The sequence below is a fragment of the uncultured Helicobacter sp. genome, assembly GCF_937893305.1.
GTDB lineage: Bacteria > Campylobacterota > Campylobacteria > Campylobacterales > Helicobacteraceae > Helicobacter_D.
Genome location: NZ_CALBGN010000012.1, coordinates 148,645 through 173,716 on the forward strand (window position 1 = coordinate 148,645; position 25,072 = coordinate 173,716).

Genomic DNA, 25,072 nt, shown 5'->3' on the forward strand with positions numbered 1-25,072 from the left:
TTACTCTACCTTTAAGATTTTATATGCTTCTTCAATATCTTTAGAAATTTGTTCTTTTAAAGCATCTAAGTGATCAAATTTATGATTATTTCTAATTTTTTTAGCAAAATAAAATCCCGCTTCACTCTCTTTAACCTCCACACTAACACCTAACAAATGCCCCTCAATAGAAAAAGACTTATCTGTGCTTAAGCGATTTCCTATAAAAATCACGGCTGGATATTTTTTGGATTCCATACTTTGCCCGCCTAACTGAATAAACCCAGCATACACGCCTTCTTGTGGCAACAAGAATCCGTCATTTTTAAGATTAATTGTAGCGTATAACTTTTTTTTACCAAGCCCTTGCCCTTGAATAATATCCCCTCTAATGCCATACAATCGCCCTAAAAGCTTATTTGCTTGCTTCACATTACCATTTAACAAAAGTTCTTTAATCAATCCACTATGCACAGAGAGTTTTTTATACTTCACTTCATTAACTACCACAACTTCACCTTTAAAACTTTTTGACAAATCAAAAGGATAATAGAATCTATCCTTTCCAAACCTAAAATCATACCCCACAACAATGCGCTTTAAATTAGGCAACACGCTTTGTAAAAACTCCACAAACTCCTTATCGTTTTTATCGCGAATAATATCTAATGCAATATGAAACATCGGATACTGCGTATAAAATGCGCGGTATTTTTTAGGCAAAAGCTCTCCATAGTCTTGCTCAATACATAAAATCGCACCCTTTTCATCAAGCTCTTTAAACAACGCCTGATGCCCTAAATGCAAGCCATCAAACTTACCCAAAGCAAGACTTGTAATGCTATTTGCAAGCTTGGAGTTTTTGGCAAGCGATAAAAAACTCAACATTTCCTTCCTTTCCTGCAATTTGTGATTCTGTGCATTTTAAAAGAGTAAATCCACTTTTCTCTAACAATTCTAACGCTCCATCTAATGCTTTTTGCACAGCAATTTTATCTTGCACTACTCCCTTTTTATTGCGTTTAACTTCTCTTCCTACTTCAAATTGCGGCTTAAAAAGTAAAATTAACTGATTGCTTGCTAGCGCGATTATAGAATCTAAAATATCTTTTATCCCTATGAAAGACACATCACATACCACAATTTCAAATTGCTCTTTATTTCTTTTTGCAAACTCCCTAATATCTGTCTTTTCATAGCTTCTAACACGCGGATTTTCTTTTAATGAGCCATGGAGTTGATTCTCTCCTACATCTACACACACCACAGATTCCACACCATTTTCTAATAGCACTTCACAAAACCCTCCCGTGCTTGCTCCTATATCCAATGCGTTTTTGCCTTGAAAATCAAAAATAGGATTTGCCCTTAAAAAGCAGTCTAACTTCTCTCCAGCACGACTCACAAAAATTTTGGATTCCAACTTTGTAATCTCATCTTGCACGCCTAGCATATAAGCACTTTTAATACAAGGGATTTTATTGACAAGAATTACACCTTTTTCTATTAAAGATTGAGCCTTATTGCGCGAAGCTGCAATCCCAAGTTTCACGCAAGCAATATCTAAGCGCAAATTTGCAATCTCTATTTTCTCGCTTTGTGATATCATTAACGCTTATCCTTTAAAGCGTCCTTATTTAAAGGTTTAAAGCCAAAATTTAGACGATTCTCCCCAAAATCTTTATGACGCAAAAGCAACTGCAAAGAGTTTTGAGTGCGTTTATCTTGAGGCAAAAACTCCACAAAATAATATTCTCCCCATGGGGTAGCATTTTTTTGCATCAATCCTTGTAATTGCTCTTTTTTAATAGGTGTAATTTTCACTGGAGTTTCACCATTACCAAGTATTAGGTGGAATCCATTTTCAAAAAACCCTTTAGGATTCTCAACTCCGTGTTGAAAACTCTGATAAACATCTATAAAAAACACTTCACCCTGTTCTTTTGAATATTCTTCTGCTCTAAAAGCATTTAAATGTGTAGCAATTAGCACAACTTGCACTCGCTCTTCTGTGATTAGCTCTGCTTTTCTTGTTGCTTGAATATAAGCTTCTTCTAACTTTTGTGGAACAACCACAGATTTCACACCCTCACAACCTAAAAAAAGCAACAAAATCCCACTAAATATGATTTTTTTCATCTAAACTCCAATTTGATAATAAGTAAAGCCAAGTTCTTTTAAGCGTTTTGCATTGTATTGATTGCGCCCATCAAAAATAATTGCCTCTTTTAATCGCTCCTTAATTTCTAAGAAATCCGGGCTTCTAAACTCTTTCCATTCTGTTACTAAAACCATTGCATCACAAGCATTTAAAGCGTCATATTTGTTTGTTGCATACGCAAGATTTACAAGATCTTTAAGATAATATTTCTTTGCTTCCTCTATAGCTTTTGGATCATACACGCACACTTCTGCTCCGTGTTTTATAAGCTCTTTAATTAACACAATAGAAGTTGCTTCACGCATATCATCAGTTCCGGGCTTAAAACTAAGTCCCCAAACCCCAATGCGCTTTTCTTTTAAATCCCCTTTAAAATGCTTTAAAATCTTTTCTCCTAAGATTTTTTTTTGTATAGTATTGACTTGTTGTGTAGCTTGTAGCATTTTAGCTTCCACTCCATTCTCTTTTGCGAGTTTTTCTAATGCCCTAACATCTTTTGGAAAACAGCTCCCCCCATATCCGCATCCCGGATAAATAAAGCTATATCCAATACGCTTATCACTCCCAATACCAATTCTTACTTGATTAACATCAGCTCCTACAACTTCACAAATCCTTGCAATCTCATTAATAAAACTAATCTTTGTAGCAAGCATTGCATTTGCAGCATATTTTGTCATTTCAGCACTTTTAATATCCATTACAATAAGTCTATCATAACTCCTTAAAAACGGCGCATACACTTCTTTTAAAATCTCTTTTGCCCACTCCTCTTCTATCCCAATTACCACTCTATCAGGTCTTAAAAAATCATTAATTGCATCGCCTTCTTTTAAAAACTCCGGATTACTAGCCACACTAAAGGGGATTTCAACATTGCGCTTTTGTAGCTCTTCTTTAATAGCTTCTTTAACGCGTTGTGCAGTGCCAACTGGGACTGTGGATTTATCCACAATTAGCATTTTAGATTCCATTGTTCTACCAATTTCCCTTGCAGCTTCTAGCACATATTGCAAATCCGCGCTTCCATCTTCCCCCATAGGCGTTCCAACAGCAATAAACACGACTTCTGCTTTTTTTAAAGATTCCTTTAAAGAAGTGGTAAAACATAAATTTCCCTGCTCTTTGTTTCTTACCACTAACTCTTCTAATCCGGGTTCAAAAATAGGAATCTCTCCTGCATTTAAAAGTGTGATTTTAGATTCTACAATATCCACACAAGTTACACAATTTCCCATATCCGCAAAACACGCACCACTAACTAACCCAACATAACCTGTGCCAACAATCACTATATTCATCAAGCAGCCCTAATTTTTTTCGCAATTCTAGCATATTCTTTAGAGAGAAAAAACAAAGCAAACTTAAAGCAAAATAAAAATATAATGTTACTATTTTGTAATTAAGGCTTAAAATGGCGCGCCACTTACTAGAAACTAAGGATTTCAACAAAGAAGAAGTTGAAGGGATTTTAAATTTAGCTCAAAGCTATTTGGATTCCAAAAATGTATTAAACAGCAAAAACACACTTTTAGGGCATATTGTCATCACAATCTTTTTTGAAAACTCCACACGCACACTTTCAAGTTTTGAAGTCGCAACTAAACGCTTAGGGGGAAATGTTGTGCGTTTAGATGTTTCAAGGAGTTCTACAACTAAAGGCGAAACGCTTTTTGATACTGCTGCCAACTTAAATGCAATGCAACCAAGTGCGATTATTGTGCGCCATAAAAACTCTGGCGTGCCTAATATTCTCTCAAAGTATGTAACTTGCTCTATTGTAAATGGGGGAGATGGAGCGCACGCTCATCCAACGCAAGCACTTTTAGATCTACTGACTTTACGCAAACATTTGGGAAATTTAGAAGGCAAGAAAATAGCAATTGTTGGTGATATCCGTAATTCTCGTGTGGCAAATAGCAATATTGAACTTTTGGGGCGTTTTGGAATGGAAGTCATCTTAGTTGGTCCTCCGCATTTTATTCCAAAAACCAAGCTCCGCCATTGCCTATCCTTAAAGGAAGTGATTGATTCTGTAGATGCTGTAATGAGTTTGCGCACACAAACAGAACGCCACGATTATCCCATTTATTCAAGCTTAAAGGATTATGCAAGCGATTATTGCATTACAAAAGAACTCTTTGGCAATCGCAATATTATCTTATTGCACCCAGGACCCGTGCATCGCAATATTGATATTAGTGATTCTATGTTAAAAGATCCGCGTTGCAAGGTTTTAGAGCAAGTTACACACGGAGTTGCCATTAGAATGGCAGTGCTAGAAACACTCATTGCGCATCATCACACAAAGATTCCACAAAACTTCCCTTACTTCTAAGATTTTATTATGGAATCCAAAATTGCATTAGAACTCTTTGCACTCTTTTGTATCGGCTTTCTTGGTGCTTTAACGCCCGGACCTGATGTTTTATTTACACTTAGAAACACACTGAGCTATGGAGCAAAAGCGGGATTTTTAAGCGTATTTGGGATTTTTTTGGGCTGGCTTGTCTTTTTAAGTCTTATATATTTTGGACTCACACATTTTCTTAGCAGTGCTTTTATGCAAGGAGTTTTAAGTGCAATAGGCGGAATCTATTTATGTTATATTGCCTTTTTGCTACTTAGAACAAAGCCTAAACTTCAATTTCAAAACACGCAATTTGCCTCAACAAATCCATCACTTGTTTTACTGATCCCTAAAGGACTTTTTGTAAATCTCTCAAATCCTAAAGCTATTTTGTTTTTTGGAGTTATTATCACACCCTTTATGCAACAGCATCTTCTTTTAAGTTTATCTGTTTTGCTTTCTAGCTTAATAAGTGCTTTTATTCTGATAATTTTACTTGCAGTGTTTTTTAAAAAATTCATCAATGATTCTTTATTTAACAAAATTGATAAAATTTGTGGAATCTTATTTTTATTCTTCGCATTTTTCTTACTTACAGAAAGCTATAATCAACTCATAAATTAATAAGATTTGTAAGAAAATCACATAAAATCTTGACAAGCAAGGGCTTTTAGACTAAAATTTCGCATCTTCATTAAAGATTGACTTGCTAAATCACACAAGGACTCAACTGCATACAACAAACCTCCAATTTTTGTAGTTTCTATCTTGTTTTTGCAAGACATCTCTAAATTTCTCTTAAGGTAAAAAATGAGCGAACAAAACGCAAACAAAAAAGAATACAAAGTGCGCACACACACGCCTGTTGAAGGGCACACTATTGAGGAGTTACGCGCAAAACCTATCAATAAACTTGCAGAAATTGCTATTTCTCTTGGTATTGAAAACCCTCAAGAATTTTTACGCCAAGATTTGATTTTTGAAATCTTAAAAACACAGGTAAGCAAAGGCGGATTTATTCTATTTACAGGGATCTTAGAAATCACAAGTGAGGGATATGGATTTTTAAGAGCTATTGATGAAAACTTTTCTGGCTCACAAAATGATGCTTATGTTAGCAGCACGCAAATCCGCCGTTTTGCACTAAGAAATGGGGATATTGTAACAGGGCAAGTAAGAAGCCCTAAAGATCAAGAGAGATATTATGCGCTTTTGAAAGTTGAAGCAATCAACTATCAATCCCCAGATGAAATGAAAAGTCGTCCTCTTTTTGACAATCTAACTCCACTTTTCCCAACAGAACAAATCAAACTAGAATACAATAGCTTTAAAATCACAGGTAGAATGCTAGATTTATTTGCTCCTATTGGAAAAGGACAGCGCGCACTTATTGTTGCACCACCACGAACCGGTAAAACAGAACTGATGAAAGAGTTAGCTTATGGAATCACTAAAAATCACCCTGAAGTTGAGCTTATTGTTTTACTTGTTGATGAACGCCCAGAAGAAGTTACAGATATGGAGCGCAGCGTTAAAGGTGAAGTGTATAGCTCTACTTTTGATATGCCAGCAAGCAATCACACACGCGTAGCTGAACTTGTTGTTGAAAAAGCAAAAAGAATGGTGGAAATGGGCAAAGATGTTGTAATTTTACTAGATTCCATTACGCGTCTTGCAAGAGCTTATAATACTGCTACTCCAAGTAGTGGTAAGGTCCTAAGTGGTGGGGTTGATGCAAATGCCTTACATAAACCAAAACGCTTTTTTGGAGCAGCAAGAAACATTGAACAGGGGGGCAGTTTAACAATTATCGCAACTGCCCTTATTGAAACAGGCTCAAGAATGGATGAAGTGATTTTTGAAGAATTTAAAGGCACAGGCAATAGTGAAATTGTGCTTGCTAGAAATATTGCAGAGCGTAGAATCTACCCTGCAATGGATATTTTAAAAAGTGGCACACGCAAAGAAGAATTACTTCTAGGACAAGATAAACTTCAAAAAGTTTGGGTATTGCGCAATGCAATCCATCAAATGAACAATGAAATTGACGCCCTTACATTTCTTTACTCACAAATGCAAAAGAGCAAGGATAATGAAGAGTTTTTAAATATGATGAATGATGGCGCAAAAGACTAGAATAATCCCGCAAAAAATCGGTGTTTTTGATAGTGGAGCGGGCGGGATTAGCGTTTTAAAAAATCTAATCTCATCTAAAAATTTTAAAGAAATTATTTATTATGGGGATACGGCGCGTGTGCCTTATGGGGTTAAAAGCAAAGAAACCATCAAACAATATTCCCTAGAAGCCCTTGAATTTTTCGCTCCTTTTCATCTTGATTTGCTCATTGTTGCTTGTAATACTGCTAGTGCTTATGGTTTAAATGCAATGCAAAAAGTTGCCCCTTATCCTGTTGTTGGCGTGATTGAACCCGGAATCCTAGCCTTAGAAAATGCACTTCAAGATAAAAATGCAAAGATTCTAATCCTAGGCACAAAAGCCACAATTTGTAGCAATCTTTATAGTAAGCTCCTTAAAGAAAAGGGATATTTAAACACCTTTGGGCTTGCTACAAGCCTTTTTGTTCCACTTGTTGAAGAGGGGATCTTTAAAGGAGAAATTTTAGATTCCACCATTGCGCATTATTTTAAACAATATCCAAGTATTCCTGATGCAATTATTTTAGGCTGCACACATTTTCCACTTCTTGCAAACTCTATTGCAAACTTCTACCCCAACAAGCCTTTATTGATTCACTCAGGTGAAGCAATTATGCAATATTTACACAATTTCTACACGCTACAAACCTTTAAAGAGATACCAAAAGTCAAATTTTATGCAAGTGATGCAGTAGAAGACTTGGAAAGAATCGCTAACCTTTGGCTTTAAAAAGTAATTTTATATTTAATTCCAGCATTTGTGCTATCATCACCTTCCTTATGATTTTCACGCTCAACATAAGTTGTAAAATTATTAAAAGGAGAATATCCCACGCCATATTTCCAAGTGCGGTCATCAATTAAATCATCATTTTGGACTAAACTCTGCTCAAAATAGAGTTTTTTTAGTGATTCATGTTGAATTTTATGTTTTGCCCCATAGCTTCCACTCCACATTTGTGTTGCTGGATCACGATTGATTCCACCTAACAATTCTAAGGTATTGATTTTATCTTTATGCACACGGTATGCAAGATTTACATCACCCCCTATCTCACTTTTATTTTGAGTTGCCACACCATCAAGATGAATTTCAAGATTGATAATATCACCTTTATCGCTTTTTTTTAGCGTTTCTTTAATATAATCATCAAGCAGTGTTGAAACCTTATTAAATCCAGCACTCACAATATATTCATTAAAAAGATGTTCCGTTTCAAAATCAAAATCTCCACTAGAAGCAGATTGTTTTTTAACTTTAAAATCATTAACAACAACTTCATCGCTACTCAAAGAAGGCAAAGGAACACCAAAACGATCTCCTAATGGCTGAAACTTTTCAAAAGGATTCTTTCTTTTAATATCTAGCTTTAAATATTGTGCAATATCACTTTTAAGCTTTATAGGCGAGGAATCTTTTGCTAAACACAAAGAAAAAGATAAAACAAAAATCCAAAACACTTTCATTTTTTTAGTTTATCAAAAATTTATAAATCATTAGAAAATATCAATATTGCAACTCTTTAATTTGTTGCAAAAATCTTTCCAAATCTTCCGTTTTTGCTTCCACTTCTAAACGCACTCCATCACTTAAAAACTCTTTTTTAACAATTTGGATTCCAATTTTTTTTGCTAAATATTTCACCTGCGTAAAAAGAGTGAAATTTATTAAAATTTCTGCGCTTTTTTTAGGGATATACAATGCAAGCTTCTTTAAATCTCTTGCTGCTAATACAGCATCTTTTGCGCCTTGCGTATAAGCACGCACAAGTCCTCCTGTGCCAAGAAGTGTGCCTCCAAAATAGCGGATTGTCAGCAAGCCACATTCAATTAATCCATACCCTCTTAAAACCTTAAGTGTAGGCATTCCAGAAGTTCCCTTTGGCTCTCCATCATCGCTAAAACTCTCTTCAATTTGCCCTTCACTATTAAAACAGCGCGAAGCTGTTACAAAATGCACTGCCTTTGGATGTTTTTGGCGCATTTTTAGATTCCAATTTTCTCTTTGCATTTTTGGAATCACATAAGAAATAAAGGTTGAGCCTTTTATCTCAAAGATAGATTCTACAATTTCTAAAGGACAATATAAATCTTCCATCAACTCTTACGCTTAAGCTCTCCATTTGCATAAGCAATAATTTTTTTATAAATAAAATCCAACCCCACAATCTCACAAATTGCGCCCTTTGCAATTGCTTGTTTTGGCATACCAAAAACAACACAACTCTCTTCATCTTGTGCGATTGTATAAGCCCCATTATCATAAAGCTCCTTAATACCTATACTTCCATCATCACCCATTCCTGTTAGAATAATTGCTAATGCTGATCTTCCAGCAACATTATTTAAACTTCTAAACATCACATCAACACTTGGGCAATGGCGTGAAATTCGGATTCCATCTTGCGCTCTTGCATAATAATCATTTCCTTGCTTATCTAGTATTAAATGCAAACCACCCGGTGCTAAATACGCACAAGAATTTTGTAAAAGAATTCTATCTTTAACCTCAAAAACATCTATTTCAGAATTTGCATTTAAACGCTTTGCAAAAGAAGTAGAAAAACCGCTAGGAATATGCTGTGTAATAATAATAGGTGGTAAATCGCGCGGAAGTTGCTTTAAAATCTTTGCAATCGCATCTACACCGCCGGTGCTTGCTCCAATTGCGATAATACGCTTGGATTCTCCTTTAAAAGGAGTAGATTTTAGAAGCTTATCTGGATGGTATTTTTCACTTAAATTTACTTTCAACACCCTATTCAGCCACCTTCACAAAGATATTCTGTCCAAGTCTATCTACTTTTGGAGCAAGCCCTAATATGCTTTCACTATGCCCTAAATACAGCGTTCCACCAAGCTTTAAATGCGAAAATAACTTGTGCAAAATTTGCTCTTGATCTTCTACTTTAAAATAAATCAACACATTCCGACAAAAAATCACATCAAATTCTCTAGCTCCAAAGGGATAACTTGGCGCATAAAGATTGTGTTGCTTAAAAGTTAGAATTCTTTTTAAATTCTCTTTTGCTTGCATACTAACTTCACGCTCATTAAGTCTATCAATCTCAAAATACTCTTTTAATTCCAACCAAGTTGGCAAAGGATTTAAACGCGTATCTACAATATATTTCCCATTTCTTGCCACTTCAAGCACGGAAGTATCAATATCTATAGCTTGCACACTAACTTGCGTATGAGATTTATAAATTTCTTTTGCAAATAGCAAAGTTGCGGCAATAGAATAAGGCTCTTCACCCGTTGAACTTGCCGAACAAAATACCTTAAAGGGTTCGTTATCTTGCAAACGTTGGGGCAAAATTCTATCTATCATATCTTTAAAATGAAATCCTTCTCTAAAAAAATCCGTTTTATTTGTCGTAAAAGCATTAATAAAATCTTGTTTGAATTGCCCACGCTTAAGTGCTAAAAAAAATGTTGGATAATCTTCAATATTAAGATCACGTGAAAGTTTATCAAGGCGATTTTTTATTGTAGAATCTTTATTTGCTGGCATATAGATTCCAGCAATTTTATAAATAAGATCTCGCGCTTGATTAATATCATCTTGCTGGATTAGCGGTGGCATATTCCCCCTTTGTTTGTTTATATGTTTCTTGCCAAGATTGTGGCGTTAAACAATCTTGCACTTGTCCAATTTCTTTATATTTTGCGTAATAATCTTCAACGAATGCTAGAATTTTAGAATCCTTTGGCTTGTAATTTCCTTTAGAATCTTTTTGTGCATAATGCCTTAAAAACAAGTCTGCATCTTGCTTGTTTAGATAAATCTCAATCAACTGATTATAGGCTTCTAAATATCTTTTCTCCAAAGCTTTTAGAGTTGTATCATTAAAAGCAACTTCTAAAGCAACACTCTCAAAGTCTCCTTTATAGCGCAAAACTTCAGCGTCAAAAAGTACTTGCAAGTGAATAAGCCCTTCACAATAATATGGCAACACTTCATCTTCTTCCATCCACGCAATCAAGCCCACTGCACGCGCAATTGTATTAAAAATCAATTCCTTTAAAAGTGGCTTATTTTCTCTTGTAAAATAATACGCCAATCCACCCATTGTTGCTTTAAATTCTTCTATATTTTTGAACTGCCCACTAATATTCATCTGCAATTCACTATCTAAATCCACCCACAAAATATGCCCAAACTCGTGTCCTATAGTAGAAATTTCATAGACTTTATACCAATCTTGCTTTCTAAAAAATAGCAATTCTCTATTAAAATCCAAAAAATCCTTTGAAAAAGTCTTACTAGAAAGCAACATAAAAGGCTTTGACAAAGAAATCTCACGCACTCTATCTGGAAAATAAAAAATCTTTTTGCCGTATTTTGCACTTACTTTTTCATCATTTGGCACAACTTGCGCACTAAAAAGTCCATTTAACTCTGCCCCATAAAACATTAGTGGCATTCCACCATAACTTTGAGTTTTTCTAAGAGCTTCTTGCACGCAACTATCAATAGAATCTTTATAAGAAGTCTTTTTAAATTTTTTGCCATATTGTGCATAAAATTCAAACATTGATTCTTTAGAAATTTTAAAATCCATATTCGCACTAGGCTCTAACAAATCTACTCCATTATAAATTCTAGCTATCCTTAAATCCCACTCTGGTGCAACTGCCTTTCTGAAATGATCTTCATAATATTCTAAAGGATGTCCAATTTGTAAAGGAGTAGAAATTTGCATCCACGCTTTATCTACAAGTCTCCAAGATTCCAATAAAAGTGTAGAATCCTTTTGCATTAGTGCATTTTGCAATGTTTTCAAATACGTAATATGCGCATCTTTTTGCTCTAAAGGCGGATAAATTTCTTCTAGTTTCTCTAAGGATTCCAAACTCTCATTAAATGCTTGATTTAAACCCTTAAATTCTTTTTCAAAAAACTCCGCATACGCCACTGCTTGATAAATAGAATCCTTAAATACAGGCACAGAATAACTCCGATCACTCATCTCGCCTTCTGTGCTAAAACCGCCCTTGCTAGCAAAATCTTTCTTACAACACTCAATGCTAGGCTCTATTGCTTGTAAAATTGCATTATAATCACCTTTAAAACGCGTATTTAATTCCTTATTAATTCCTAAAATCAATTCTTTTTGCCACGCAAAGAAAAAAGCATTAAATGCGATTCCAATTTTATGGATAGATTCTAAAAGCGCACGCCAAAAGGGAGTTAAAAGACTTTTTTCCTTCAAAAACTCTAAAAGATTTTCGTGTTTTTGCATATAAAAATCACGTGTAATCTCTAAAAGTATCGCACGAATTTCTAAAATTTCTTCATCATCTATATTTAATTTTTGCAAAATATTTAACAATGCACCTTCTTTTAATCCAACAATACGCTCTATACAAGCAAAACGCGTTTCTGTATCATCAGAAATCCTTTTAAAAATAGGTTCTAAAAGCCTATTGGCTGCTTTAGATTCCATATTTTCATAAAGCGCATTTATGCTTTTATTTTGAGATTCCAAATAGCAATATAGCACAACAATATCGCTTAAGATTCTCTTTTGCATTGTATTATTTTTCTGCATTTTTATCTGCTTTTATAGCTTCATAAGCGGCATTAATTTCTTGTAATTTCTCTGTATATTTTTCAATAATAGACTCATCCAAGCCTTTATGGTGCAAAATATCTGGATGATATTCTCTAACTAGTTTTTTATAAGCACTTTTAATTTGCTCCATAGAATCTTCCTTGCTAACACCTAAGATCGCATAAGATTCTTGCAGACTTTTTGTCTGTGCGTTGCTTGTATAAAATTTTTCATAAGCATCATAAAGCGCGTTAAAATCGTCATTTTCAATCTCTAAATATGCCGCCACATCTAAAATAATCTCACGCTCATTCTCTCCTAATTCTCCATCAGCATACGCAAGAGATAGCAAATAATCCACAAGTTTTAAACGGCTTTTATACTGCCCTTTTGTGCGTTCAGCGTAACGCATCGTTAATTCTTCTACACTCTGTGTTGTATCCTTAAAAATCTTATGTAAAATCTCTAAAATCTCTTCTTTTTGATACATTGCACTTTGTAACAACAATGCATTGCTAATATCAATGATGGTATTTTCCATAAGTTCAGATTCTAGCTCACACACTTTTCCATCACTTTGTGCAAGCTTTGCAAGCAATCCTACAATAAGTCCATATTCACTATTGCGGATCTTTTCTTCACGACTTAATTCTTCTGGTTGTTGTTGATCTTTGTAAGGGTTTTTGTATTGATCAAACTCTTCAAAGTCGCCTTGAGAATCAATCCGAGGTCGTTTATGCGGGTGATTTAAATAATCTTTAAAATTAATAAATGCAATCGCTATAATAACAATTGTAACAAGCAGTAAAATCTCCATCTATTGCCACCTTATTTGCTAAAAAAGCCCTTGAATTTATTAAAAATCCCACCAGTCGCTAAAAACCCTAGCTCTTGTAGTTTCATCTTAATTGCATTTAACTCATTCTCATTTGCTTTAACTTCTACACTTTGTGTTGCAATATCCACGCGCAAACTTGGATACTTTTCCAAAAGCGCATCATTGATTTTTTTAACACAGCCTTCGCATTTGATATTTTGACATTGAATTCTTTGCATTTTTGGATTCCCATAATTTATCATTAATTAAAGTTGTAAGTGGTGGGCCCTATAGGACTTGAACCTATGACCAATCGGTTATGAGCCGAGTGCTCTAACCAGCTGAGCTAAGGGCCCCTTTTTAAAAAAGAACTGTGATTATACACAAATTTATATCTAAAGGCAAGCAGGTTTTCAAGGATAGCAAATAAAATCACAAAAGTAATAAAACTGCTCCCACCATAACTAAATAAAGGCAATGGAATCCCAACTACAGGAGCTAAACCAATCGTCATTGCAATATTTACACCTGAATAAATAAACACAAGCAATCCAACACAATAAGATACAACCTTCAAAAAATAATCTTTTTCATCTGTTTTACTCATTGAAAAAATATGAAAAATCAATGCACCATAAAGAATAAAAAGTCCAACAACTCCCATAAAACCAAATCTCTCCACAAAATAAGGAAAAATAAAATCACTTGTTGCAATAGGCAAAAACTTATACGCTGCTTGTGTTGCTTCTTCTTTCTCTTTACCATATAGCCCACCAGAGCCAATGGCGATAATAGATTGTTTGACTTGATAATCTGGATCTTTTAACACAAAATCCATAATCCGCTTTTTTTGATAATCATGTAAATTTGCATATAAAATAGGAGATAAAAACATCATTCCCACAAGCAAGGTGAGCCAAATTTTATAATTCACACCAATTAAAAACAGCATCCCAAAACTCATTAACAATAACACTAAAGCTGTCCCTAAATCTGGTTGCTTTAGCACAAGCACAAAGGGCAACAACACAAAAAAAGAAAGCTTTAAAAAATCTAGCAATTTATAACCATTTTTTTTAGGTGGGTTTTTGTTTATTAAATATGCCATCATTAAAATGAGTGCAGGCTTCATCGTCTCTGAAGGCTGAAAAGTAAAATGCACAAAAGGAATTTCAAGCCATCTTTGTGCTCCCAAACGCGTATCCCCAAAGAGCTCTACTGCCACAAGCAACAAAATGTTTATCCAGTAAAACCCGATAATCAACACCGACATTTTACGCACAGGTATTAAAAACACGGTAACAAAAACTAATAATCCCACAAAAACATAAATCAATACTTTATTGCCCAAAAATACATTATTTTCATTGATTAGATACCAAGAAAGCAAAATAATAGGAGCAACTAATAAAGGGAGTGTAAAATCAAAATATGCTAGAATCTTGCGGTTAAAGCCAAACAAAAATAAACCTTAATTTTGAAAATATTTTAGAATTTTAACACAAAGAAACACCTATGCAACAAGATTTTAGTCAAAATCCACAAAATTTAAAAACTTTTACAATCTCAAACAAAGGGGTCCGTGCTGATATTTTTCTCTCTCAAACCTTAAATATCTCACGCTCCAAAGCTCAAAATCTCATAGAAACTCAAAGAATTCTTTTAAACTCCAAGCCTATTAAAAAATACGGAATCCTATTAGACACCAACGACACTCTTACGCTAATTTCTAAATTAGAATCCAAAAAGGATTCCAACTTAGAACATTTTAAAAACCTAAATATCCCTATTTTATACGAAGATTCTGACCTTTTAATCCTAAACAAACCTGCAAATTTAATTGTGCATAGAACCGATGAAAAGGACACACAATTTACTCTTGTAGATTATTTAAAACATAAAGGATTTGCACTCTCAAATCTTGGCGATTCTTATCGTTTAGGTATCGTGCATAGACTTGATAAAAATACAAGTGGCGCAATTGTCATTGCCAAAAACAACGCCACACACGAACACTTAAGCGCGCAAATTAAAACTAGAGAAATGGGGCGCTACTATCTTTGTGTGATAAATCAACCTTTAAAGGAATCTCAAATCACACAAACCCCTATAATGCGACACCCAAAACATCGCTTAAAATATATTACCACATCTGCAAATCACCCCAATGCAAAAACCGCCAAAACAGCCTTTTTTGCTATCCCAACTTTTTTAGATTCCAACTTTTCTAGCAAGAACCCACCAAAAGAGATTCCAACTTTAATAGGAGCGAAGCTTTTTACAGGCAGAACCCACCAAATCCGCGTGCATTTAAACGCAATGAATCGCCAAATTTTAGGTGATGGATTTTATGGTTACAAGGGAAATTACACAGGCAGAATCCTGCTTCACGCACATTTTTTACATCTTTTACATCCAAAAACACAAAAACCTTTGGAGTTTTATGCACCTATCCCACAAGATATGCAAGAATTTCTCCATACACATTTTAATTTATCAATCTATCAAAATCCAAAAAATCCAAACCTTTTTGAAATCCCACTCTCACAAATTTACAAACAAGAATTTCACGCAATTTAATGCAATTTTTTTATATTTTATGCTAAAATTGACACCTTTAAACCCAAAACTCACAGGATTTATGATGCACAAAAGATCTTTTTTAAATGTTTTAAGCGGAATCTTGGGCTTATTGTTTTTGTTTTTTAGCGGTTGTAGTAGCGCGGTTTTTAACACAAACTCAACAATTAATAACAACATTAACCCGCCAAGTGATATTAGAGCTTTAAGTGATGTTAATACTATTGCTTTTGAATGGAAACTCGTGCAAGATCCAAGCGTAATGGGATATTATATTTATCGCAAAGAAGCCAACCAAACAGATTTTAAAAAGATTGCAACACTAGAATCACGCTTTAACACACATTATGCAGATAATGATCTAAAAGCAGGCACAACATACATTTATCACTTTACAACATTTGATAAAGACCACAATGTTTCTTCTTATTCTCCAGCAGTAAGTGCAACAACACTTTCTATTGCAGCAGTAACCTATGCAGAAGCGATTAGCAACTATCCACGCAAAGTAAAAATTATTTGGAGTCCGCACCAAGATCCACGCGTTGTAGGCTATATTGTGCAGCGCAAAGATAAAAATGGAGAATGGAAAGAAGTTGGCAATATAAAAAGTCGCTTACTTGTAGAATTTTTAGACACAAAGCTAGAAGATGAAACAACTTATACTTATCAAGTTTTAGCTTATAATGCAAAAAATTCTTTGTCTATCCCATCTTCTCCTGTTAGTGCCACAACTAAGCCAAAGCCTGTGCCTATCACTGGTTTTCAAGCCACACTTGACAAGCCAAAACAAATCACTCTAAGCTGGGATTTACACCCAAATCAAGAAGTTGTTTCTTATAAGATTTTGCGCTCTTCTTTTATTTCTAGCTTATTTAGCACTATTGCTACAATCCCTAGCAATACAAACATTTACCAAGATGTCATCAATAAAGATGGGGAGCGTTATCAATACAAAATCATCGCTACAGATAAAGATGGGATTGATAGTCTTGAAAGCAGTCCCATTACTGGTGCAACACTTGCAATTCCAAGCGCACCAAGCATTACTTATGCGCGCATTGAAAATGGATCTGTTGTGCTTAGATGGACTCCAACTGATGATCGCGCAAAAGAATACATTGTATATAAAAAGGATTCCTTATTTTTTGGAGAAACCTTGCGCTATAATAAAGTCTTAACTGCAGAATTTATAGATAGAGAAATAAAAGCAGGAGAAAAATATTATTATCGCGTAAGTGCTATTGATGAAAATGGGTTGGAATCCAAACCTTCTGAAGAAGTTACCTTATCCTTACCAAAATAATATGCCACATTTCAAAACGCCAAATTTAACACTTCCAAATCTCCCATGTAAAGTCATACATAACGCTGGGGAGTTTGAGTTTTTAGAATTTTTTACTTCTAAAAATCACCCAAGTTTCTCTCTATTGCAAGTGCGTTTTACACCTAAAAACAACTCCCAAACAAAAGATTTTTTTTTAGAAATCAAAAAAAATAAGCAAGAAACTCTTGTGCGATTTGATAAATACTCACGCATAGCCCCTATTGAGATTATCAAAAACGCACTTGAAATTCTTATGCAAATGCAAGATTCTATTTTAACGCATAATTTAAACCGCCGCACAATCACCCCAGAACACAAACTCCCTTTTATCAAAGAAATCAATGATTTTTTAGACTTTCAAGCACTCTTTGCTAAAACTTGCGAAAAATCCAAACAAAACTTTAAAGAGGTTTGGCTAGAAATAGGTTTTGGAAGTGGGAGACATTTACTTTATAATGCAAAGAAATATCCTAACATCCTGCATATCGGACTTGAAATCCACTACCCGTCATTAGAACAAGTTGCACGCCAAGTTGGAATCCAAAATTTGGATAATCTCCTAATTCTCGCATTTGATGCGCGCATTTTTTTAGAACTGCTCCCCTCAAATACACTTCATAAAATCTTTGTGCATTTCCCAGTCCCTTGGGATAAAAAGCCACATCGTAGAATCTTTAGCCAATCCTTTGTTGCGCAATGCGCTAGAGTCTTAAAGCAAAATGGGCATTTACAATTACGCACCGATAGCTTAGAATACTTCACTTTTGCAGAAGATTTAATGCAAAAATTTAAAGATTCTTTTCAAACAGAATCATTTATCAATACACAAGAAGCTATTGTAAGCAAATATGAAGCAAGATGGCTAAGAGAAGAAAAAGACATTTACAATCTTGAATGTTTTGCGCTTCAGACCTCTAAAGATCAAATGCTAGATTTTAATTTTTCGTTTGATTCTACGCTTTTACCAAGGCATTTTAATGCTAAAAAAATAATCCAAAACAATTACTTTTTACATCTTGAAGACTTATTTTTTGGTAGAAAGAACAGCCTATTGCGCGTTGCTTTTGGAGATTTTAACTACCCAGAAACACGCTATGTTTTACAAGATTCTAATTTATATTATTTTAAAAACAATCCTTTACCAACAACAATCAATCACAAAGCGCACAATCTTTTAAATGCGTGCATTACTGAAAGTTTTAAGGAATCCTTATGAATCCTATTATTCAAGCAAGTAATATCAACCTAGGCTATAAAAATGAAATCATTATCAAAAATGCAAACTTTAGCATTTATCCTAAAGAATTTGTTTTTGTAAGCGGACCTAGCGGAAGTGGCAAAAGCACACTTTTACGCTCAATGTATGGAGATTTATCTTTAAAAAGTGGTTCGCTTGAAGTATGTGGCGTAGAAATGTTTAAGGCAAGCAAAAAAAATATAGAAATCTTGCGCCGTCATTTAGGGATTATCTTTCAAGACTATAAGCTAATTAAAGATTTTAATGTAGAAAAAAATGTAATGCTACCTATGGTTATAGGAGGCTTTACTAAAGAATCCTGCCAAGCTCAAACTGATAGGCTTTTAGCACATATTAAACTCTCTCACAAAGGAAATAAATATCCAATGGAATTAAGCGGTGGAGAGCAACAGCGTGTGGCAATGGCGCGCGCTTTAGCACATAATCCTCTTTTAATTCTAGCAGATGAACCCACAGGGAACTTAGATGATTATTCTTCTGAGGTGATATGGAATCTCTTAAGGGGAGTTAATTTACAATTAGGAATCACCGTAGTTGTTGTAACACACAGAATCCCAGAAACATTAGGGATTAATTATAGACATTTTCATATTGAAGAGGGGATAATTTATGAACTCTCTTAAAAATCACTTAAGTTTAATTATTCCACTTGTTGCTTTACTCTTTGCATTAGAGAGTATTTTATTGGTAAATCGCACATTAAACGACTATGAAAGCAAACTTGGGAAAAATTATGCAATCATTTTAGCCAGCAAAAAAGAATTATCCCTACAAACCTTACGCGACAAAATCACAGAAGCGCAATCCCTAAATCAAATTGACGCACAAATTGTCTTGGAACGCCTAAAAAACAACATCAGTCAAGCAAATCTTATCTTGCTTAAAAAATCCTTACCATATTTTTATTCTTTAACACTAAACACCTATCCTAGCAATTCACGCTTAATTGCTATCCAAAAAACACTAGAAAACTTTGATGAAATCGTGCGAATTGAAACTTTCACTAAAAGCCATAATCAAATCTATCAACTTCTATTAATCATTAATGGTAGCATTATGATTTTCTCAAGCCTAATTGCGTTAATTAGCCTACTTTTAATGTTCAAACAAATTGAAATTTGGAAATTTCAACACCTAGAGCGTATGGAGATTATGACACTCTTTGGCGCGCCTTTATGGATGCGTTCTCAAGTGTTATTTCGCCTAGCCTGCATAGATGCAATCCTAGCAACTCTCATTGTTGCGGGGGGCTTATTTTATATTTCTCAAAATCCCTCTTTGTTAATCTTCTTTCAAGAATTAGGGTTAAATCCAGAGATTTTCTCTCCCATTTTAGATTCTATTGTTTTGCTACTCACCGGACTTACACTCTCTTTAATCTCCGTATGGATTGTAAGCTTACAACAAAAAGACTAGGATATTAAATGCGTGCTTTTGTGTTTTTGTGCTTTTGTTTTTTACTTCTAAACGCTCAAACAGATCTTCGCAAAAAAATCTCACAAAACCAAACCACATTAGAAAACAAAAAGAAAAAAGAAGCGCAAATTAACGCCAAACTCCAAGAACTAGGCGACGCAATCAACAAACAAGAAAAAGAAAGCAAAGATTTAGAACAAATTATTCTCTTAAGTGAAGAAAACATTGCCAAAAATCAAAAAGAGTATGAAAACAAACAAGCACTCATTAAAAGTCTATCAAGCAACCAAGACTCTCTGTTTCAAACACGCAAAAAAATTGAAGCAGAAATTACAAATTTAATCTTAAAAGACATCTCTTTTGTGATTTTGCTAAACGATTTTCAGCCAGAATCTATCCAAGATTTAATTACAGAAGAAAGCTTTAGAACCCTAAGTGATGCTACAAAATCTCATTTAAAAGAACTAAGTATTAAACAAAGCCAAACAATTGCTACACTTCAAAACCTCCAAAATGAAATCACTATACTAAAAAAATTTATTGACACAGAAAACAAAAAGCGCAAAAATTTAAAAGAGCTTCAAAACAAGCAAACAACACTAATTGCAAACTATCAAAAAGAAATTACAAAATACAACAACGAGCTTCAAAAAATTGTCAAAGAGCGTGATGCAGTGCAAGATATTCTAGTCAATCTTAACATCTTAAAAAACCAAGAAGAAGCGAAGCGCAAAAAAGCCCTAGAAGAAGAAAAACGCCTAGCACAAGAACAATCCAAGCAAAAGTTGGAATCCAAAACCGCTCACACAAATGATAAAACCAAAGGCACAATGCCAGCCTCACAACCAAAATCAGCCACCAAGCCATCCACAAAAGAACCCATTAAATCTTCTGATGGCTTTGATGTGCGGCAAGTGGCAAACTCTTATCACGATATTAGCACCACAAAATATAAAGGCACAAAAACTATTGCTCCACTAGATAATTTTGCCATTGAAAAACGCTTTGGACCTTATTTTGATCCTGTCTATAAAATGAAAGTTTTCAATGAGTCTGTAACACTTACTCCAAAAGGTGATGACAAAGTCAAAAGCGTGCTTGATGGCAAAGTTGTGTTTGCTAAAGATACGCCAATTTTAAAGCGCGTTGTCATCATTGAACACAAAAATAATATGCACACCATTTACGCTCAACTTGACAAGATTGCCCCCACAATCAAGCCCGGACGCTCTGTAAAAAAGGGCTACACCATAGGACGCGTAGAAAACGCACTAAAGTTTGAAGTAACTCTTAAAGACAAGCATATTGATCCACTTGAACTTATTAGCACAAAAAATATCTAAAATTTTACAAAAACTCTTATCTTTTAAATAAAATATCCGATATACTACACAGATTAATAATTCTTTGCAAGGAGGCAATATGAATGTAAATGAACTTGGAACGAATATTGCTAGCACTAAGAGCAGTGCTATGTATTCTCAACAGCATAAAAATGAAATGCAAGCTCCTACAAAAACACAGGCAATCCAAAAAGAAATGGAAAGCATAAATGAAGAGCAGAAAATACAAGAGCAAAAAGAAAAGCTAAATGAGCTTGCGCAACAGCTAAATAAAGAATTAAATCCGCTAAATACAAATGTTACATTTGGTTTTAGTGAAGATATTGAAGGACTTTATGTAACTGTAAGTGAGCGTGATACCAATCGCGTCATTAGAAAGATTCCAAGCGATGAAGCAATGGAGTTAATGGCAAAAATGAAAGAAGTTGTTGGGATTATCTTTAACAAACAAGCATAATTTTATAAGGAGATTGTTATGGCTTTAGGTTCTATGGCTGTTTTAGGAATTGGAAGTAACTTAAGCTGGGATGTTATTAACCAAATGAAAGACCAAGAAGTGAAATGGAGAATTGATCCAATCGCTAAAAAAATAGAAGCAAATATGAAGCAACAAACAGAGCTTACTTCGCTTATGACAATGATGACTTCATTAAATTCTAGTTTTAAAAAACTTTCTGATTATAGCACTTATCAGCAACGCAATACTTCTGTGGAAGGAAATGGTGTTAAAGCAACTGCTGGAGAAGGTTTAGCAATCCAAGATATTAAAATTAATGTTAATCAACTTGCCCAAAATGATGTCAATCAACTAGGAATGCAGTTTGCATCAAGAGATGCTGTATTTAGCAACAAAAATACAACAATTGACTTTTATCACGATGGCACAAATTACAGCATTGATGTAAAAGCAGGCGCAACACTTTCTGAAGTTTCTCAAAGTATCACCGACGCAACAGGCGGTAAAGTTTCTGGAATTATTATGAAAACAGGCGGAGATAATCCTTACCGTCTTATGATCCAAAGTAAAGACTCTGGAAAAAACAATAAAATCTACTTTGGAAGCACATTAGAGAGTGCTGCAGCTCCGGGCGGCAAAATCACACAAGGAACACTTGAAGTTGAAATTGGCGGTAAAAAACTTTCTGTAGATTTAAGTCAAATTGGCAGTAAGTTTGGCAATGAGGCAAAAGACAATGCAAAACTAATGTTAGATGCAATCAATAAAGAGTTGGAAAAGCCACAAAATAAAGACTTAAAAGATAAGGTTGATAAAGGTGAAATCACAATTGACTTAAACAATAGCGGAAAAGGCTTGTTATTTAATGACTCAACCGGAAATCCTATCAAAGTGAACGTAGTCAATGCTAAAGTGCAAGCAACAGATGGTGTAAGCGAAACAGACACAGACTTAGGATTTACTAAAAAAGAAACTGGGACAAAAGATTTAATCACCGGAAGTAAAAGTGTAGCGGGCGGTGAGTTAAAAGGAACAATTACTATTAATGGTGAAAAGATTGATTTAAGCACCATTGGTAAAGTAGGCGCAACAAGCGAAGAAAATGCTAAGGCAATAGCAGATGCAATCAATAAAAATTCAAAACTTCAAAACCAAGTTGAAGCTAAAGTAGAAAATGGCAAACTTATCTTAAATAGCAAAGGTGGCAAAGAAGTTAAAATCGGAGCAGAAGGCAAAGACGATAAAGAAAAAGCAGAAATTTTAGATGCTATTGGTCTAAAATCTGGGACATTTACTTCTTCTCAAAGTTTCTTAAGCGAAATGAAAATCACAAATATTCAAAAAGGACAAAATGCTGAATTTACTTACAATGGAATCAAAATTGAACGCGATAAAAACAATATTGATGATGTCGTTTCTGGATTATCCTTAGAGCTTACAGCAGTTACAGAAAAGGATAAAGAAGTTACCGTGCGCGTTTCAAGGAACGATGAAGGAATTTCAGAAGCAATGGAAGCACTTGTAGAAAGTTACAACGAAATGTATAACAAAATCCAAGAGCTTGTTAAATATGATGAAGAAACAGAAATTGCTGGTGTATTTAATGGAAATAGCGAGATTAGAAGCATTGTGCGTCAAATCAATACTCTAATTACTTCTAATGACGCTAATGGGAAAAACCTTGTAGGTTATGGGCTTTATATGAACGAAGATGGCACATTGAAATTTGACAAAAGCAAGTTTGAAACCGCCTATAAGGAAGATCCAGATACAGCAATCTCTTTCTTTAGAAGTTCTACAAGCACTATCAAAGGGGAAAGTGTAGAAATAGATGGAGTCTTTACAAAATTACGCAACACAATGGATGGATTAATCACAGGAGATAAATCCACACTTAAAATTTTAGAATCCAAGCTTATTGATGAACAAAAGACTTTAGATAAGGACAAAACTTCTACTCAAGAAAGCATTGATTTGCGCTATGAAACTATGGCTTCTAAGTGGTCTGCATATGATCAGTTAATCGCAAAAACACAGCAACAATCACAAGTTGTTACACAAATGATTCAACAATCTATGAATTCATAAAGGCTTAAATAATGAAGGGGAATTTAGCTTATAACTCATATCAACAAAACTCTGTTGCAGTGGAATCTCCTGCAAGACTTGTAGAAATGCTGTATGAAGGAATTTTGCGCTTTGCTTCGATGGCGAAGCGTTGCATTGACTCACAAGATATTGAAAAAAAGATTTATTATATTAATCGCACCACAGATATTTTTGTAGAGTTATTAAACTCACTAGATTATGAGAAAGGCGGACAGGTTGCGCATTATTTGACGGGACTTTACACGCACCAAATCAAGCTTTTAACACAAGCAAATATGGAAAATAGTAAAGAAAAAATTGATATTGTAATCAAAGTAACAAAAGGCTTGCTAGAAGCTTGGAAAGAGGTAAATCATGAATTGGCTTAACGAACTAAAAGTAGCGTATCTAAACAAAAACGACAACAAAATGAGTGAATTATTAGATAATCTACCAATCCTAAAAACACGCGATGAAATGTTTGAAGCTCTAGCAATTATGGAGCAAATCACAGAATACGCAAAAGCTCAAAAAGATAGGCTAGGCGTTGAAATGAAAAAACTCAAACAAACCAAAAATTTTCTCCCCAAAGAAGAAAAAGTATCCAAACTTAATTTATCTTTTTAAAGTTTTGAGTTAAAATTTCTCTTTTTTTGGAGGAGTTTTTATGCAATGGAAACCGATTGATATTGAAGATAAGAAATTATTGACAAGTTTTTTTACTTCACATCAAATTTTAGTTTCAGATCTTACTTTCACTAATCTTTACCTTTGGCACTATGCAAGACATATTAGTTATATGATTTTAAACGATTGTCTTGTAATTAAAACACAATATCCAGATCAAAATCCCTTCATCTTCTATCCTATTCATAAAAATAACAATTTAGACTCAAAAAAACAGACGATATTACAAATTATGGAATCCTGCAAGGGCAAGGGATTAAAATTCTCCATTCACTCATTAAGCCAAGCAGATAAAGAAGAGCTAGAAACACTTATGCCAAACACATTTGATTTTTTTTACAGAGAAGATAGAAGCGATTACATCTACTCTATTCCAGAACTTATTGAACTCAAAGGCAAAAAATATCACAAGAAAAAAACACATCTAAATCGTTTTGTGGAACGCTATTCTTTCAGTTATGAAGCACTAAATCCACAAAATGTTAATGAACTTATAAGCACCTATCAGGCTTGGTTTGGAAAAATCAGTGATGATGCAAATGATGGATTGCGCAATGAATATGTTGGAATTATAGAATCCTTAAAAGAGTTTGAAAACCTTGACTTTCAGGGTGGAATCTTGCGTGTCGATGGAAAAATCATCGCATTTAGCTTTGGAGAACCTTTAAACAAAGACACAATTGTTATCCACATTGAAAAAGCAGATATTGAGTTTCAAGGAGCATATCAAGCAATCAATAGAGAGTTTTTGGCAAACGCTTGGAGCAATTATAAGCTTGTTAATCGCGAAGAAGATTTAGGGATTGAAGGCTTAAGAAAAGCGAAGCAATCCTATCAGCCTTTATATCTGCAAGAGAAATTTGACGCATTTTTAAAAGAAAATTAAATTCT

General features: G+C 34.4%; 27 protein-coding genes and 1 tRNA gene. 15 read left to right on the forward strand and 13 right to left on the reverse strand.

What is annotated here, in order from left to right; genetic code table 11:
• The 4 genes from Q0358_RS02750 to Q0358_RS02765 are packed head-to-tail and all read right to left on the reverse strand — an operon-like array spanning position 1 to position 3,441.
• Entirely contained in the window at positions 1 to 867 is an 867-nt protein-coding gene (locus Q0358_RS02750) for a bifunctional riboflavin kinase/FAD synthetase (RefSeq protein WP_299546778.1), read from the reverse strand.
• Positions 821 to 1,588, reverse strand: coding sequence for a TlyA family RNA methyltransferase (locus tag Q0358_RS02755; protein WP_299546780.1), 768 nt, complete (start codon positions 1,586 to 1,588; stop codon positions 821 to 823). The genes Q0358_RS02750 and Q0358_RS02755 overlap by 47 nt, the downstream gene beginning before the upstream one ends.
• Positions 1,588 to 2,118, reverse strand: coding sequence for a hypothetical protein (locus Q0358_RS02760; RefSeq protein WP_299546782.1), 531 nt, complete (start codon positions 2,116 to 2,118; stop codon positions 1,588 to 1,590). Before Q0358_RS02760 ends, Q0358_RS02755 begins: the two co-directional genes overlap by 1 nt.
• Entirely contained in the window at positions 2,119 to 3,441 is a 1,323-nt protein-coding gene (locus Q0358_RS02765) for a UDP-glucose/GDP-mannose dehydrogenase family protein (protein WP_299546784.1), read from the reverse strand.
• Between the two features lie 113 nt (positions 3,442 to 3,554).
• Here Q0358_RS02765 and Q0358_RS02770 point away from each other — a divergent pair, with 113 nt between their 5' ends.
• From Q0358_RS02770 to murI, 4 genes are all read left to right on the forward strand, one after another.
• Positions 3,555 to 4,478 carry an aspartate carbamoyltransferase catalytic subunit gene (locus Q0358_RS02770; protein WP_299546786.1) on the forward strand — a complete coding sequence of 308 codons (924 nt, stop codon included), beginning with the start codon at positions 3,555 to 3,557 and terminating at the stop codon, positions 4,476 to 4,478.
• Positions 4,479 to 4,487: 9 nt separating this feature from the next.
• Positions 4,488 to 5,114 (forward strand): LysE family translocator, encoded by a 627-nt coding sequence (locus tag Q0358_RS02775; RefSeq protein WP_299546788.1) that lies wholly within the window; start codon positions 4,488 to 4,490, stop codon positions 5,112 to 5,114.
• Positions 5,115 to 5,300: 186 nt separating this feature from the next.
• The gene (gene rho / locus Q0358_RS02780) at positions 5,301 to 6,626 is read left to right on the forward strand and encodes a transcription termination factor Rho (protein ID WP_299546790.1); all 1,326 of its coding nucleotides are present in this window, start codon (positions 5,301 to 5,303) and stop codon (positions 6,624 to 6,626) included.
• On the forward strand, positions 6,607 to 7,377 hold the full coding sequence (gene murI / locus Q0358_RS02785) for a glutamate racemase (RefSeq protein ID WP_299546792.1): 771 nt from the start codon (positions 6,607 to 6,609) through the stop codon (positions 7,375 to 7,377). Before rho ends, murI begins: the two co-directional genes overlap by 20 nt.
• On the opposite strand, the gene Q0358_RS02790 is transcribed toward murI, so the two are convergent.
• From Q0358_RS02790 to Q0358_RS02830, 9 genes are all read right to left on the reverse strand, one after another.
• Positions 7,374 to 8,114 carry a hypothetical protein gene (locus Q0358_RS02790; protein ID WP_299546794.1) on the reverse strand — a complete coding sequence of 247 codons (741 nt, stop codon included), beginning with the start codon at positions 8,112 to 8,114 and terminating at the stop codon, positions 7,374 to 7,376. The two genes, murI and Q0358_RS02790, sit on opposite strands and share 4 nt — an antisense overlap.
• Before the next feature lie 40 nt (positions 8,115 to 8,154).
• Positions 8,155 to 8,745, reverse strand: a complete 591-nt coding sequence (locus Q0358_RS02795) for a YigZ family protein (protein WP_299546796.1) — start codon at positions 8,743 to 8,745, stop codon at positions 8,155 to 8,157.
• Positions 8,745 to 9,404 carry a CheB methylesterase domain-containing protein gene (locus Q0358_RS02800; protein ID WP_299546798.1) on the reverse strand — a complete coding sequence of 220 codons (660 nt, stop codon included), beginning with the start codon at positions 9,402 to 9,404 and terminating at the stop codon, positions 8,745 to 8,747. The genes Q0358_RS02795 and Q0358_RS02800 overlap by 1 nt, the downstream gene beginning before the upstream one ends.
• A 1-nt stretch (position 9,405) precedes the next feature.
• Positions 9,406 to 10,236: a protein-glutamate O-methyltransferase CheR gene (locus tag Q0358_RS02805; RefSeq protein ID WP_299546800.1), complete on the reverse strand. Its 831-nt coding sequence runs from the start codon at positions 10,234 to 10,236 to the stop codon at positions 9,406 to 9,408.
• Positions 10,211 to 12,205, reverse strand: a complete 1,995-nt coding sequence (gene ciaB / locus Q0358_RS02810) for an invasion protein CiaB (RefSeq protein WP_299546802.1) — start codon at positions 12,203 to 12,205, stop codon at positions 10,211 to 10,213. The genes Q0358_RS02805 and ciaB overlap by 26 nt, the downstream gene beginning before the upstream one ends.
• Entirely contained in the window at positions 12,192 to 13,025 is an 834-nt protein-coding gene (locus Q0358_RS02815) for a TerB family tellurite resistance protein (RefSeq protein WP_299546804.1), read from the reverse strand. Before Q0358_RS02815 ends, ciaB begins: the two co-directional genes overlap by 14 nt.
• 11 nt (positions 13,026 to 13,036) lie before the next feature.
• Positions 13,037 to 13,264, reverse strand: coding sequence for a cation transporter (locus tag Q0358_RS02820; protein ID WP_299546806.1), 228 nt, complete (start codon positions 13,262 to 13,264; stop codon positions 13,037 to 13,039).
• Between the two features lie 40 nt (positions 13,265 to 13,304).
• A tRNA-Ile gene (locus tag Q0358_RS02825) sits at positions 13,305 to 13,381 on the reverse strand.
• Positions 13,372 to 14,487 (reverse strand): FtsW/RodA/SpoVE family cell cycle protein, encoded by a 1,116-nt coding sequence (locus Q0358_RS02830; protein ID WP_299546808.1) that lies wholly within the window; start codon positions 14,485 to 14,487, stop codon positions 13,372 to 13,374. The genes Q0358_RS02825 and Q0358_RS02830 overlap by 10 nt, the downstream gene beginning before the upstream one ends.
• A 53-nt stretch (positions 14,488 to 14,540) precedes the next feature.
• On the opposite strand from Q0358_RS02830, the gene Q0358_RS02835 reads away from it, so the two are divergent.
• The 11 genes from Q0358_RS02835 to Q0358_RS02885 all read left to right on the forward strand — a co-directional run bounded on the left by Q0358_RS02835 (position 14,541) and on the right by Q0358_RS02885 (position 25,067).
• Positions 14,541 to 15,605, forward strand: coding sequence for an RluA family pseudouridine synthase (locus Q0358_RS02835; RefSeq protein WP_299546813.1), 1,065 nt, complete (start codon positions 14,541 to 14,543; stop codon positions 15,603 to 15,605).
• 64 nt (positions 15,606 to 15,669) lie between these two features.
• Complete coding sequence (locus Q0358_RS02840; RefSeq protein ID WP_299546816.1) at positions 15,670 to 16,911, forward strand: hypothetical protein; 1,242 nt, start codon at positions 15,670 to 15,672, stop codon at positions 16,909 to 16,911.
• The gene (trmB, locus tag Q0358_RS02845; RefSeq protein ID WP_299546819.1) at positions 16,853 to 18,148 is read left to right on the forward strand and encodes a tRNA (guanosine(46)-N7)-methyltransferase TrmB; all 1,296 of its coding nucleotides are present in this window, start codon (positions 16,853 to 16,855) and stop codon (positions 18,146 to 18,148) included. Before Q0358_RS02840 ends, trmB begins: the two co-directional genes overlap by 59 nt.
• On the forward strand, positions 18,145 to 18,813 hold the full coding sequence (locus Q0358_RS02850; protein ID WP_299546822.1) for an ABC transporter ATP-binding protein: 669 nt from the start codon (positions 18,145 to 18,147) through the stop codon (positions 18,811 to 18,813). The genes trmB and Q0358_RS02850 overlap by 4 nt, the downstream gene beginning before the upstream one ends.
• Positions 18,800 to 19,606 carry an FtsX-like permease family protein gene (locus Q0358_RS02855; RefSeq protein WP_299546825.1) on the forward strand — a complete coding sequence of 269 codons (807 nt, stop codon included), beginning with the start codon at positions 18,800 to 18,802 and terminating at the stop codon, positions 19,604 to 19,606. Before Q0358_RS02850 ends, Q0358_RS02855 begins: the two co-directional genes overlap by 14 nt.
• A gap of 8 nt (positions 19,607 to 19,614) precedes the next feature.
• Positions 19,615 to 20,949 (forward strand): peptidoglycan DD-metalloendopeptidase family protein, encoded by a 1,335-nt coding sequence (locus Q0358_RS02860; RefSeq protein WP_299546828.1) that lies wholly within the window; start codon positions 19,615 to 19,617, stop codon positions 20,947 to 20,949.
• A 79-nt stretch (positions 20,950 to 21,028) separates the two neighbouring features.
• Positions 21,029 to 21,406 (forward strand): FlaG family protein, encoded by a 378-nt coding sequence (locus tag Q0358_RS02865; protein ID WP_299546831.1) that lies wholly within the window; start codon positions 21,029 to 21,031, stop codon positions 21,404 to 21,406.
• 18 nt (positions 21,407 to 21,424) lie between these two features.
• Positions 21,425 to 23,494, forward strand: coding sequence for a flagellar filament capping protein FliD (gene fliD / locus Q0358_RS02870; RefSeq protein WP_299546834.1), 2,070 nt, complete (start codon positions 21,425 to 21,427; stop codon positions 23,492 to 23,494).
• Positions 23,495 to 23,505: 11 nt separating this feature from the next.
• Entirely contained in the window at positions 23,506 to 23,883 is a 378-nt protein-coding gene (gene fliS, locus Q0358_RS02875; RefSeq protein WP_006802450.1) for a flagellar export chaperone FliS, read from the forward strand.
• Positions 23,870 to 24,121 (forward strand): hypothetical protein, encoded by a 252-nt coding sequence (locus Q0358_RS02880; RefSeq protein ID WP_299546849.1) that lies wholly within the window; start codon positions 23,870 to 23,872, stop codon positions 24,119 to 24,121. The genes fliS and Q0358_RS02880 overlap by 14 nt, the downstream gene beginning before the upstream one ends.
• 40 nt (positions 24,122 to 24,161) lie before the next feature.
• The gene (locus Q0358_RS02885) at positions 24,162 to 25,067 is read left to right on the forward strand and encodes a phosphatidylglycerol lysyltransferase domain-containing protein (RefSeq protein WP_299546852.1); all 906 of its coding nucleotides are present in this window, start codon (positions 24,162 to 24,164) and stop codon (positions 25,065 to 25,067) included.
• The last annotated feature ends 5 nt before the right edge of the window (positions 25,068 to 25,072 follow it).